The organism is Halobacillus sp. HZG1 (genome assembly GCF_035818575.1).
GTDB classification, from domain to species: domain Bacteria; phylum Bacillota; class Bacilli; order Bacillales; family Halobacillaceae; genus Halobacillus; species Halobacillus litoralis.
In genome coordinates this window covers 1-13547 of record NZ_JAYLVQ010000062.1, presented here as the reverse complement: position 1 = coordinate 13547, position 13547 = coordinate 1, and the positions used below count along the sequence as shown (strand labels likewise).

Below are 13547 nucleotides of genomic sequence, written 5' to 3'. Positions count from 1 at the left end.
CCAGGTCTTACATAAATACCCATAAAAACCCATAAAAACCAAATTGAAAGGAAGGTGTGTTCCCGTCGGCGGTCTTTCATAAACGAAGTTTGGCCGCTTTTGTGTTTAAACTATAAAACTGGAGCCTTATCTTTGTGTTTGCTACACGTTGCTGAATGTAAGCGCTATTCGTTACAATTTTCTTAACAGTTCAAACATTATTACTTCCATTCCACCTAACGAGCCCACTTGGTGAATCAATAGGAGAATGATGAAAGGGTGTGGTGATCTTGGAAGCCATCAGTAAGAACTTTTTCTTATACCTTTCCAACAATAAGTTGTTAGATCGCTTTGCTAAGCGCTTTGGCAGTAAATTTGGGGCTGACAAGATAGTAGGGGGAGAAACGTTCTCCCAGGCAATTCCATTAATACAGCAATTGAACCATGAGGGTTTGGTCGTTACGGTTGACCATTTAGGAGAGTTTGTAGACTGTGAGGAAGAATCCAGAGACCGCGCGGGTGAATGCATCCGTTGTATTCAACAGATTGCGAGCAACCAGCTGCAGTCGGAGGTATCTCTTAAACTAACATCGCTTGGACTGGACATCAGTCGCGAGTTGGTTATGGAAAATATGGAACTTATTATGAAGGAAGCCCAGAAGCATGACATAACGGTCACCATTGATATGGAAGACTCGTCACGTTGCGGGGCTACCCTGGATATTTACCAGGAATTGAAAAAGGACTACCCGAACCTGGGTACGGTCGTGCAGTCTTATCTATATCGAACCGATGAGGATCTTGATCGACTGAATGAGTGCCAACCTTACTTGCGTCTTGTAAAAGGGGCCTATAAGGAGTCTGGCAAAGTCGCTTTTCCTGAGAAGCACCTCGTCGACGATAATTTGAAGCATCTGATCAAGAAGAACTTGTTGAACGGCAACTACACAGCCATCGCAAGCCACGACGATGCGATTGTCGATTATACGAAGAAGCTTGTGGAAGAACACACCATTCCGAAAGACTGCTTTGAATTTCAAATGCTTTATGGAATGAGAAATCAAATGCAGAAAGATCTTCTCAAAGAAGGTTACAAAGTGAGAGTGTATCTTCCTTATGGAGAAGATTGGTACGGGTACTTCATGAGAAGGCTCGCCGAAAGGCCGGCGAACATCGCCTTTGCTTTAAAAGGTGTTTTCAGTAAATAAAACTTCTACACATTAGAAAGGGGAATTTTATCATGGTCCAGCCTTATAAACACGAACCATTCACAGACTTTACAATTGAAGAAAACAAGAAAGCTTTCGAGGAAGCATTGAAGCAAGTGAAAGAAGAATTAGGGCAGCATCATGATCTTCTTATCGATGGCGATCGCATTCGCACAGACAATACGATTACTTCTACAAACCCAGCGGACACGAAGCAGGTCGTAGGTACCGTCTCGAAAGCGAACCAGGATTTAGCCGAAAAAGCCGTCCAATCAGCAGCGACAGCTTTTGAAGACTGGAGAAAGTGGGATCCGCGTGCTCGCGCTGAGCTATTGTTCCGTGCCGCTCACATTATCCGTCGTCGTAAGCATGAATTTTCCGCTTATCTCGTGTACGAAGTAGGAAAGCCATGGAAAGAAGCCGATGCTGATACAGCAGAAGCGATTGATTTCCTTGAGTATTATGGACGTCAGATGATCGAACTGAAGGAAGGAAAGCCAGTTGAGAGCCGTCCTGGTGAGCAAAACCGCTACATCTATACTTCTACAGGTGTTGCCGTTGTTATCCCGCCTTGGAACCTTGCATTCGCCATCATGGCAGGTACAACGGTCGCTCCACTGGTTACAGGAAGCACAGTCGTCATGAAGCCGGCAAGTAACAGCCCGGTCATTGCCGCGAAATTCGTAGAAGTACTGGAAGAAGCAGGTCTACCGAAAGGTGTCTTGAACTTCGTACCAGGAAGCGGTGGCGAAGTCGGTGACTATCTTGTGGATCACCCGAAAACGGCCTTGATTTCCTTTACAGGTTCCCGTGATGTCGGAACACGCATCATCAAGCGTGCGGCAGAAATTCAAGAAGGGCAGAATCACCTGAAGCAAGTCATTGCTGAAATGGGTGGTAAAGACACAGTCGTCGTCGATAAGGAAGCCAATATCGAGACAGCGGTCGATGCCATCATCGTCTCTGCCTTCGGATTCTCCGGTCAAAAATGTTCTTCCGGTTCCCGCGCCGTCGTTCACGAAGAGGTGTATGACGAAGTGTTGGAAAAAGTAAAAGAACGTGCCGAGAAGCTGACTGTTGGAAATGCATCGGAAGAGAATGTCTATATGGGGCCAGTCGTTGACCAGGGCGCTTATGATAAGATCATGAGCTACATGGAAATCGGCAAAGAAGAAGGACGCCTTGTCACAGGTGGTAAAGGGGACGACTCGAAAGGATACTTCATCGAGCCGACGGTCTTTGCAGATCTTGCTCCAGACTCCCGCATGCAGCAGGAAGAAATTTTCGGACCGGTCGTCTGCTTTACTAAAGCGAAAAACTTCGATGAAGCCATCGACATTGCCAACAATACAGAATACGGCCTGACAGGGGCGGTCATCTCTGATAACCGTGACCACCTGGAAAAAGCGAAATATGACTTCCACGTTGGGAACTTGTATTTCAACCGTAACTGTACAGGCGCCATCGTCGGTTATCAGCCATTCGGCGGATTCAAGATGAGTGGTACAGACTCCAAAGCCGGAGGACCTGACTACCTTGCTCTACACATGCAAGCGAAGACGATCTCTGAAATGTTTTAAAAAAGCCTGAGGCTCTCCCAAACTTGGGGGAGCTTTTTTTCTTAGACGAACACCGTTTTCTTTTAATTAAAGAAAGGAACAGGATGAGAGTTATTCACAATGCCTTAGATATATTTCTTTTTCTTTCCAGCCACAACCGATATAATGGAGGGTAACGATACATGACATTCAACCTACTCGGAAAGGTCAGGATTCCTATGGAAGTCAAAGAATTGATCCTTCAGGCAGAAGATATTCATAAAGCGACAGAGCTGATCAGTTCGAAGTTGAAGAAGCCTGTCATTATTGAAAATAAAAATTTCGAATTGATTGCCTATAGTTCAACGTTTGATGATTTTGATCAGACCCAGCAGAAAACGATCCTTTCGAAAAAATGTCCCATTTTCATTATCGACCGTTTAAAGAAAGAAGGCATCGTCACTCGTCTGGAAAAACAGTCAGATCCTATTCGCGTCCATCCTATGGAAGACCTTGGGTTCCAACAGCGTGTCGTCATTGCCGCGAAACATCTTGGCCATACACTGGGGTACGTGTGGGTTCAGGAGTCAGAGCAAGCATTGGACACGGAGGAAATGGAATTTTTAGAAGAAATTAACGCCCATCTTGGGAAACTAATTTATGACCAATTTATGAAAGAGAACGCCAAAGAGGGTCGTAAAGAAGAGCTTCTCTGGCAACTGCTTCACCATGAGTATGCCAGCGAAAGCCAGTTTCGTCATGATGCTTCTCTCGCTCAACTTAAAATCCCGGATCGCTTTTCGATCGTCGTCTTTTCTGTGACTGCTCCTCAATACAAGTCGATGCTGGATGACTTGGAGAGCACAGTCAATCGTTTCCGCACAAACCGTCACCTGTATTACTTGAAAACCGAATTTCAGCTGATTCTGTTTATTGAGGGAAGAGAAGCCGACCGCTTTTCATCCAGAGATATCGCGCGTGACCTCATTGATGTCGTCAAAGTGGAAACAGGCGAGGATGATTTCTATCATTTCCTCATTGGTGTCGGAAAAGAATACACGAAGATTTATTATATGCGAAAAAGCTTTCTTGAAGCGTTGGAAGTCATTGAGACCGCCAACTTCATCGGCCCTCGTCCTGAAACGATGCCGCGCGAGTTTTCCAAGCTTGGCTTATACCGATACTTAGCTGCATTGTACGAAAAAAACAGTTCGGAGGATTACTACAGTGAAGATTTGCTGACCTTGATTAAAAATGACACAGCAAAGCAGACGGAACTCCTTTTTACATTGGAAGCTTATCTTGCGAATAACGGGAAAGGAAAGCAGACAGCCAATGAACTGTTCATCCATCCCAATACGTTGAATTACCGAATCAAACAAATCCAGGAGCTTACGAACATCGATTTCTCTGATTTTAATATGAAGGCCTATTTATACACTGAGTTATTGTTGTTGAATAATGTAGATAGCTATTATGAACGATACGAAGCAGCGGTGCAAAACAAATGACGTGGGTACCTGTCAAAGTATCGGTCGGTTTTGCAGGCTGGTTGTTGGAGCATCCGTTGTAACGAAATTTACTAATATCATGGCTGAAATAAAAGGAGGGGACATATTCTATGTCCCCTCCTTTTCCTTATGCTTGGACGGCGCTTTCGTAAGTTTTGTAACCACCGCTCAAGTTCTTAGCTTGATAGCCGTTATGGGTAAGGATTCTGGTAGCCAGATAGCCTCTTAAACCAACCTGGCAGTGCACATAAACAGGACGATCATGAGGCAGTTCACTCAATCGGTCTCTTAACTCTCCTAAAGGAATATGGATGGACCCTTCAATGACTCCGTTTTCCCTCTCCTTCTGCTCTCTGACATCTACAATGATTTCCCCTTCTGCAAGGAGGTCCGATACTTCATGGTAGTGAAATACAGAGACTTCACCATCGATCACATTGGAAGCTACGTAACCTGCCATGTTCACAGGGTCTTTTGCTGATGAGTACGGAGGCGCATACGCCAACTCCAAATCTGCAAGGTCAGCAGCCTTCAAATCCCCTTTAATGGCTGTTGCAATTACATCAATTCTTTTCTCTACACCTTTCACACCGACACCTTGGGCCCCCAGTATTCTCCCAGTGGTCGGATTGAACAGCAACTTCAGGGATACCGGGCTTCCGCCAGGATAATAGGATGCATTTGATAGCGGATGAATATGAATGGCCTCATAATCTTTTTGAAGAGCTTGCAAAAGTTTTTCGTTATTTCCGGTAGTCGCAACGGTGAGGTCGAAAATTTTTGCTACGGATGTTCCCAATGAACCTGAATAGGACACGGTTTTGCCATGGATATGGTCAGCAACAAGGCGCCCTTGACGGTTAGCCGGCCAGGCAAGTGGAATCATCGTCGGAGTTTGCTGGATATAGTCTTTGACTTCAATCGCATCTCCGATGGCGTAAATGTGCTCATCCTTTGTTTGGAGATGTTCATTTACCACGATGCCGCCACGATCTCCGATTTCCAGGTCCGCTTTTTTAGCAAGGTCGTTTTCAGGTCGGACACCAATGGACAAGATGGTTAAATCGCTCGCAATGGAACGGCCGCTCTCTAAAAGGATTTTTCTTCCCCGGTCTTCAAATGACTTTACTCCGTCATTAAAAATCAAGTTCACTCCGTGTTTTTTCAACTCTTTATGGACCATGGCTGCCATTTCGTAATCGAGCGGGGCCATCACTTGGTTGCCAAGTTCAACAATCGTCACTTTTACGCCACGATGAACGAGGTTTTCTGCCATTTCCAGGCCAATAAACCCGCCACCAATAATGACCGCATGCTCTGGTGTTTGATCGTCCACCCATCCTTTAATTTTATCCGTATCAGGAACTGTTCGTAGTGTGAACAAGTTTTCAGCTTCTTCCACGCCTTTAAAAGGTGGAATAATTGGCTTCGCTCCAGGGGATAAGATGAGGGTATCGTATGTTTCCTCATAGGTTTCACCAGTATCCACTTTTCGAATGGTGAGCGTTTTTCTTTCCCGGTCAATCTCTGTGGCTTCACTAAGGTTGCGAATATCGAGATTGAATTTCTTGGACATGCCTTCAACAGTTTGGACAAGGAGCCGGTCCCGGTCTTTAATCACTTCTCCAATATAATAGGGCAAACCACAGTTTGCGAATGAAATATAAGGCCCTTTTTCCAACATAATGATTTCATTTTCTTCACTCAGGCGTCTTAATCTGGCTGCAGCCGTTGCACCACCGGCCACACCGCCCACAATGATAATTTTTTTAGCCATCGTAATCCTCCCCTTTAGCTCTTAATGTGAAATATGTCACATTGAGTCTTATCTACAGTTTACTCTCAGGTTCTAAAGAAATCAATATACCCCTATGTGTATATTTTGTGACGGAATTTTTCTATTAAAAAGAGGATTCGTGCATGATGGAGTACTTACGTTGTAAGATATAGATAGTGGAAAAAGGAGATGGTGTTCAATGGTCGATGAAAGAAAGCTTATTCAGCAGCATTTAGCTAATGAGCGTACCTATTTAGCTTGGATTCGGACGAGTATTGCCCTTGTCGGAATCGGGTTTTTAGCTACGACACTCCATGTTTCAGCGCTTCCGATGGCTGGGGATGTGGCGAATAGTCTGGCCATGCTCGTCAGCATTTCCTCATTGTTTCTTGGCGTGATGACAATTATTGGTGCGACCGTGAATTATTATCAAACGCGGAAGAACATCAATGAAAACCGCTTTGTATCATCCCACCGTATTATTGTCTATATGACGTCGGTGGCCTTTTTACTATTTATTTTGGTGACCACGTATTTATTTTTTGTGTAATTCCTTCTATAAAGTAAAAGCCTCGCTGTCCTGTCAGCGAGGCTTTCTTATATGACCATTTCTTTAAGCGTTACTGAATTCCCCTTCATGACGGGATTTTTTAATGAAAAATGCCATGATGAAACCGGCAACGGCGAAAATTCCAGCAACAATAAAGGAGACGTTCACTCCATGAATCAGACCTGTCACTCCTTCAGAAGGAATGGTTTGGCTTGTCATTACAGACACGAGCATGGCTGTACCCACGGCACCGGAAACTTGGCGCATGGTATTGTTCATGGCCGTTCCGTGCGGCATCAAGTGCTGGGGCAGCTGGTTAAGTCCTGCTGTTGTGACAGGCATCATCACCATGGCAATCCCGAACATACGGACACAATTGACGAGAGCCAAATATAGGAACGTTGTTGATGGATCAAGGTTTGTAAACAGAAATGTAGAGACCGAGAGCAGTCCGAGACCGATGATGGCAAGCCAGCGTGCACCGAATTTATCAAAGAGACGACCAGTGATTGGGTTCATGATTCCCATTAACAATGCGCCAGGCAATAACATTAAGCCTGACTCAAAGGCTGTGAATCCAAGCATGTCCTGCATGAGAATCGGTAAAATAACCGCACCGCCGATCATGGAGATAAAAACAATCATGCCGAGGGCAGTTGTCAGAGTGAAGACTTTGTATTTGAAAATACGGAATTCCAAAATCGGTTTTTCCAATTTCATTTGTCGGGTGATGAACAGCGTCAACGTGACAGCTCCGACAGCTAGAGAAAGGAGGACCTCGCTACTTAAAAAGCTGGCACTTCCGGCAACACTGAACCCATATAAAATACCTCCGAAGCCGAACGTAGACAGGATGATGGAGATTGGGTCGACTTTAGGGAACGTTTGCTTCGTTACATTTTTCAAGATGAAGTAAGCGACGATCAAGTCTGCAATTGCAATCGGCAGAATCACGAAGAACAGACTTCTCCACGGGAACTGCTCGACGAGCCAGCCGGACAATGTCGGTCCGATGGCCGGTGCGAAGGCAATGACGAGTCCGAACATGCCCATCGCAGATCCTCTTTTTTCAATAGGGAAAACGAGGAACATAATCGTCTGCATTAATGGCAGAATAATGCCGGCACCAGAGGCCTGCAGGACTCTTCCTGTGAGAAGAATCGAAAAGTTAGGGGCTATTCCGCAGATAAGTGTACCAAAAGCGAATAATCCCACCGCTGTCATAAACAGTCCTCTTGTAGAAAAACGTTCGATTAAAAAAGCTGTAATAGGAATCATAATTCCATTTACTAACATAAAGATTGACTGCAACCATTGCGCTGTATTCGCATCCAGATTCAAATCGGCCATGATGTGAGGCAGGGCAGTAGCTAATAGGGTCTGATTTAATATGGCCACAAAGGCGCCTGATATAAGCACAATCATCAAAGGGACACGGTTAATTTCTTGAGATGACATGATTTAACCTTCTTTCTAAAATACTTAGGCAACTAATTAAATATCATACCATATGAAACGTTTTTTGTTCAGTATTCAGCATATAATTCTTCATTAAAAATTAGGAACCTAAGATTTAGTCAGCAAAAAAACAACGCCTGCTAAGGGCAGACGTTGTTGTTGCTTAGGCTGCTTTCTTTTTTCCAAAGTAAAAGAGCCCGAAAAAGATACCGATTGCTGTCATGGCGACCGCTACAATCAGTGTCGGCCATGGCCCGAATTGAGCAATGAACGGAACGGATAAGGCTGTCACAAACCCTCCACCTAGGAAGGGTTCATAAAAGAGCTGTTTGTACCCGAAGGCTTCAAAAGCGGGGGACTCATTGTCTGGATCGACGACGCGCATTAACAGTAAGCCTGTTGCGGTAACACCCATCGATTGACCAAAGTCTCCAATACCACGCTCAAACCAGTACTGTGGAATCATTCGGGGAGCAAGCACGAGAAATCCGAATAAGTTCCAGGCAATCCCTGCAGCCGCCAGAATGACAAAGGGGACGAGATATTCGCCGATGACATCCAGCGAAACTGTAGAAATAGCCGTCAAAATAAGGATATCAAGTGCAAGTCCCTGGATTCGGTTAATCATTCTCCGGTCAACAAGATTGTACTTGTCCTTTTTGCTGAAAAAGATTTGAAGAGCGATTCCGCCGATCATCGCAAGCGGGAATAGTGGGATATAGCTCATAAAATCAGATCCGATGGTGATAGATTCAAGACCAATTAACCCTTGCAACAATAACCAACCGAGTAAAATAGCGATAAATACAATGGATATATGGAAAGATAACGGTTCGATTGATTCAGGACGTAAGGTCATTTTACCCGCTGGTTCGCGGTTTTGATATTCCATCACTCCACGCTTTCTCAAATCAGAAAAGTCTTCCACATCTTCAATCACTTTCGTCTTCTTATTACGAACCCCCCAGTTGATGAGGATGATGCCAAAAATAACACCGGACAATACACCGATGGTCGCAAGGCCGATCGCTAAATCGAAAGCTTCAGCAAAGCCGAGCTCCTCGAAAGTACTTGCCATACCGGCTGCCGTCCCGTGACCACCTTCAAAAGCAACTTCAATCAAGGCTCCTGACATGGCAGGGAGATCAAAGAATGGGACTAAAATGAGGACGGCAAGGGTGATTCCGACCACATACTGCCCCCAGCCTACCGACCATCCAAGCGCCAGCTGAGGACCAGCGTAAAACCAAATATCTTTTAACTTTGGAATGGCAGCTCCAAGGAAAAGAGCAGCAAATACTACATTGATCATGAGTCCGGGTAGGGCAGACCATACTTCTATAATGGATTCCGTCATAATACCGTTGGAGAAGAAAGTGTCTTCCGGCATGAATTTCCCGAGTACCTGCGGGCCAAGGAAGAGTGCAATAAACCCTCCGATAATGGATGAGGGTAAGAATAAATTTTGTAGTAACGTCCATTTGACACGGATGATTTTACCGATCAAAAGGAAGACACCGATGTAAAGAAGGGCGAAACCTATTTCATTCGGAGTCATATGGTCACCTCTTTCTTAAAAGGGGATGTTTTCCCATTTGTATAGTTTTAACATTTACTCACTTTCCCTTGTCATTGTTTTCTTGAAACTACATTTTCACTAAAAACTTTGTCGATAAATAAATTTTTCATTTCTTCCACTAAAGCTCCCTATACTTGAAGACTCAGTTTCGAGATGTTCGTGTGATTCTAGGGGCTCCGGGAAAAGGTTCGCTTTCCATGGGGCGGGCGGTGAGCCTCCTCAGGCTACGCCTTCCGGGGTCTCACCTGTCCCACACGCCCCATAGGAGTCTCATCGTTTCCCTCCGCCCCTTGACCTTATAAGTGTCTCGAAACCACTTCTAAAAGGGTCAGCTTAAATGGTTGAGGGAAGTGGGGAAAGCGAGTCATTCCCCGCAGCCTCATCCACTCAACAAAAGTCTCGAAACTAAGACCTCCACAATACTGCCATATAGCAAAAAAACCCTCCGTCTGTATAGGACGGAGGGTTTCGGATTTAGGATTGTTTTTTTTCTGTTTTGTTAATGAGTGAAGTTCCGACAAGATCGCCGGTTACGTTTAGGGCTGTGGCCCCCATACCGATCAGAACATCAACAGATGCAAGAAGGGCCACTGCTTCCATAGGCAGTCCGACTTGAGAGAACACAGTCGCAATCATGATGATTCCGGCACCTGGAACTCCGGCTGTTCCGACAGAAGCGAGTGTTCCAACAAGCACGATCTGAAGGATGGATACAAAGCTTAATGGATCCCCGATAATATTGGCAGCGAAGACGGCAGATACTGCAATACGAATGGCTGCACCATCCATATTGATCGTCGCTCCTAGTGGAAGGCTGAAGCCATACAAGCTTTTATTCAATCCCAGGTTTTTCGCAGCATTTAATGTGACTGGAAGCGTCCCAGAACTGCTTTGTGTAACAAAGGCTGTTAGCATAGCCGTTCGAGCCTCTTTGAAAAAAGCAGTCGGCTTTCGTTTACTTACAAATAGGAAAACAAGATAAATAGCTAATTGTACAAGTAAACCTATATAAAGGACGCCGACGAAGCTGCCTAATTCCAGCAGTGTGTTCGCCCCTTGTGTACCGATCACTTCAGCGATGATTGCAAAAATACCGACGGGGACATATTGGAGGATCCCCTTCATAACGATTAACGTCGCCTCATTCAAACCATCTATGACTTTGTATAAGTGGCCTCCCAAGCTTTGATAAGCGTTGGTAGAACGCATATAAGAAAGTGCTAAACCAAAGACAATCGCAGTGAAAATGATCCCAAGCAAGTTCATTTCTGTTAACGCTGTAAGAATATTTTCAGGAACGATGTTTAAGAGTACGCTCGTGAAGCCGGGGTTTTCAGGAACCTCAACGGTTTCATTACCAAGACTCATCCCTGTACCAGGATTAAACAAAGTAGCCACGGATACGCCTACTAAAATAGCAAGAGCAGAAGTCCCCAGATAATAGAGGAAGACCTTTCCTCCCATGCGTCCTAATGAACCAATGTTCGTCTGATTAATTCCGACAATTAGGGTGAACAGGATCAATGGGACAATGATAAATTTCAAGAGACGGAGCAATAGGTCACCAAAAGGGGCCAGGACAGCTGCGTCTTCTCCGAAGAGGAGACCGACGGATACACCGAGTATCAAGGCTACGGTGATTTTTTTAATCAATGATGTTTGTGTATAGATTCTCCACAACTTACTCATGGTGAACCCCTCCTTTTCCTTCATATTTTAAACAGCATAATGCTGATTGGATTACTGAGGTTTACTAAGGTACGATAATTCATGTGGACAAGGATGTCAACGGTATTGCTTACCAGTTACTCACTCTTAATCAAAGTCTTCCACAAATCCCTTAATTTATCTTCCATATTGTAAAGGGGGATAGTTACTCACATTCCTTGAATGGAAGGGCAGCCTTCTATAGCAAAGAACTCAGTTATCTTGAAATCGAGCCTTCTACAATCCTGCCATATCGGAAAGTATTACTCAAAGGATAGGTGTTACATACGAAGAGGCTGAGGGTACTAGGTTTAAAAAGCGAAAAGGAAGTGGCGGATGTGAGGAAAAAAACTGTCGTCGCTCTTGCTGGGGCGAGTGGATATATAGGACAAAACTTGATGGAAAAGCTGAAAGACCATTCTGACATCATCGCTTTATCGAGAAATGGAGATGAAAAGGAAAATAGTGAACAAGTGACCTGGCGATCGTGCGATTTATACTCAATGGCTGATGCGGAAAAAGGACTGGATGGTGCAGATATCGCTGTATATCTTGTACACTCCATGATGCCCTCGGCTAAGTTGACCCAGGGAACTTTTGAAGATATGGATGTCATCCTTGCTGATAATTTCGCACAGGCGGCTAAAAAAAGGGGTGTTAAGCAAATCGTTTATTTGAGTGGAATTATTCCTGAAGACGAACCAGGACTTTCCCGTCATTTGAAGAGCCGTCTTGAAGTAGAACAGATTCTAGGGGCTTATGGAGTGCCTGTGACAACGATCCGGGCAGGACTTATTGTCGGCCCGAGAGGGTCTTCCTTTCCGATATTGAAGAAGTTAGTCAAGCGTCTTCCTTTTATGGTTCTCCCGCAATGGACGAAAACAAAAACGCAGCCAATAGCCTTACCGGATGTAATCGGATCGCTTGATCAAAGCATCGGTGATGAGAGCTTAAAAGGGCGTTCGATAGACGTTGGAGGGCCGGATGTAATGACTTATGAAGAAATGATGGAAAAAGTCGCGGGCGCTATGGGGAGGAAACCTTTTATGATCCATGTCCCTTTTTTGACTATTGATTTGTCTAAATTATGGGTAAGGCTCGTGACGGGTGCACCAAAAGAAATGGTATACCCACTCATTGAAAGCCTTATTCACCCAATGGTTACCCATTCCCAAAATAAAGTGGCAGGAATCAGTGAAGGAAAAACCCGCTTCGAGGAAGCGGCAGAGTGGGCACTTAAAGAGGAAAAAAAACAAACCAAAGGGAAACCGAAAAGACCTAACCTTCCTGCAATGCAGGATGATGTCCGCTCTGTTCAGCGTATTCCGATCCCTCAGGGCCATTCTGCAGACTGGATTGGGAAGTATTATGTGAAATGGCTTGAAAAGGTATTGAATCCGTGGGTGAAAGCGACCGTAGACGAAACCCATTGTTGCCAAATAGGGGTGGTTTTTAACGATATACCGCTTCTTGAATTCACATACTCTGCAGAGAGAAGTACATCGGACCGTGCCTTATATTATATATCTGGTGGACGATTGACCAACAAAGAGAAAAACGTAAGGGGAAGACTTGAATTCAGGAAAATTCCTGGGAAAAATGAAGCCATTGTAGCTATTCATGACTATATGCCCTCATTGCCGTGGTTCTTATACAAATACACCCAGGCTAAAGCTCATTTAGTCATCATGGCCTTATTCCGCAGGCATTTAGAGAAATGGGGGACACACGAACCCTCTTTTCAAGTTCATGAATAAATTTTAGAGTTCGAAACATAATAACCGTGTAAGACATTATGTTTTACACGAGGTGATTAGGATGGGCAACAAGGAAAAAAAGCCGGATCGTCAGTTCAAGGAAAGAAAGAGCCATGGCGAGCACCGGAATGGCCGGAAAGCTCAATTCAAAAACCACAGTACACATTTCGGAGAAGTTCCGAATGAGTACATCGACCGTGAGCGTTTGGGATACAACGCTGACGCGTAACCAAATCCCCTATGCAGCTTTCATGCTGTATGGGGGATTTTCTTCTTATTGGAAACCCATGCACTTCAACTATATGGCAGGATTGTGGAAGACTCAGTTTCGAGATGTTTTCAGGTTTCGTTACCTTATTGGGCGTCGGGGATGGCTGGGAAGCTACTCGCTTTCCTGTGGGGGAGTGGCGAGCTTCCTCGGGCTACGCCCTGCGGGATCTCGCCGATCTCCTTTCTCCCACGGGAGTCTCGCAGCTTCCCAAC

General features: G+C 44.9%; 10 protein-coding genes. 6 read left to right on the top strand and 4 right to left on the bottom strand.

Annotation, left to right across the window (positions count from 1 at the left end; translation table 11 throughout):
• Nucleotides 1-269: 269 nt before the first annotated feature.
• The 3 genes from VKA52_RS10795 to VKA52_RS10785 all read left to right on the top strand — a co-directional run bounded on the left by VKA52_RS10795 (nt 270) and on the right by VKA52_RS10785 (nt 4236).
• Nucleotides 270-1187 carry a proline dehydrogenase gene (locus VKA52_RS10795; RefSeq protein ID WP_326315663.1) on the top strand — a complete coding sequence of 306 codons (918 nt, stop codon included), beginning with the start codon at nt 270-272 and terminating at the stop codon, nt 1185-1187.
• A 32-nt stretch (nt 1188-1219) separates the two neighbouring features.
• A complete protein-coding gene (pruA, locus tag VKA52_RS10790) occupies nt 1220-2767 on the top strand; it encodes an L-glutamate gamma-semialdehyde dehydrogenase (protein ID WP_326315662.1) in 1548 nt (515 codons plus the stop codon).
• Nucleotides 2768-2928: 161 nt separating this feature from the next.
• Nucleotides 2929-4236 (top strand): PucR family transcriptional regulator, encoded by a 1308-nt coding sequence (locus VKA52_RS10785; protein WP_160910594.1) that lies wholly within the window; start codon nt 2929-2931, stop codon nt 4234-4236.
• A gap of 127 nt (nt 4237-4363) precedes the next feature.
• On the opposite strand, the gene VKA52_RS10780 is transcribed toward VKA52_RS10785, so the two are convergent.
• Nucleotides 4364-6013 (bottom strand): FAD-dependent oxidoreductase, encoded by a 1650-nt coding sequence (locus VKA52_RS10780; protein WP_326315661.1) that lies wholly within the window; start codon nt 6011-6013, stop codon nt 4364-4366.
• A 199-nt stretch (nt 6014-6212) separates the two neighbouring features.
• Between VKA52_RS10780 and VKA52_RS10775 the strand changes: the two genes are divergently transcribed.
• Nucleotides 6213-6563, top strand: coding sequence for a YidH family protein (locus VKA52_RS10775; RefSeq protein WP_160910596.1), 351 nt, complete (start codon nt 6213-6215; stop codon nt 6561-6563).
• A gap of 63 nt (nt 6564-6626) precedes the next feature.
• Here the strand turns inward: VKA52_RS10775 and VKA52_RS10770 are convergent, their stop codons facing one another.
• The 3 genes from VKA52_RS10770 to VKA52_RS10760 form a co-directional block, all read right to left on the bottom strand.
• Nucleotides 6627-8021 carry a DHA2 family efflux MFS transporter permease subunit gene (locus VKA52_RS10770; RefSeq protein ID WP_160910597.1) on the bottom strand — a complete coding sequence of 465 codons (1395 nt, stop codon included), beginning with the start codon at nt 8019-8021 and terminating at the stop codon, nt 6627-6629.
• 163 nt (nt 8022-8184) lie between these two features.
• Entirely contained in the window at nt 8185-9579 is a 1395-nt protein-coding gene (locus tag VKA52_RS10765) for a sodium/glutamate symporter (RefSeq protein ID WP_326315660.1), read from the bottom strand.
• A 495-nt stretch (nt 9580-10074) separates the two neighbouring features.
• Complete coding sequence (locus VKA52_RS10760; protein ID WP_326315659.1) at nt 10075-11289, bottom strand: dicarboxylate/amino acid:cation symporter; 1215 nt, start codon at nt 11287-11289, stop codon at nt 10075-10077.
• A 356-nt stretch (nt 11290-11645) separates the two neighbouring features.
• Here VKA52_RS10760 and VKA52_RS10755 point away from each other — a divergent pair, with 356 nt between their 5' ends.
• Nucleotides 11646-13064 carry an NAD(P)H-binding protein gene (locus VKA52_RS10755; RefSeq protein WP_326315658.1) on the top strand — a complete coding sequence of 473 codons (1419 nt, stop codon included), beginning with the start codon at nt 11646-11648 and terminating at the stop codon, nt 13062-13064.
• A 61-nt stretch (nt 13065-13125) separates the two neighbouring features.
• The gene (locus tag VKA52_RS10750; RefSeq protein ID WP_202412326.1) at nt 13126-13293 is read left to right on the top strand and encodes a hypothetical protein; all 168 of its coding nucleotides are present in this window, start codon (nt 13126-13128) and stop codon (nt 13291-13293) included.
• The last annotated feature ends 254 nt before the right edge of the window (nt 13294-13547 follow it).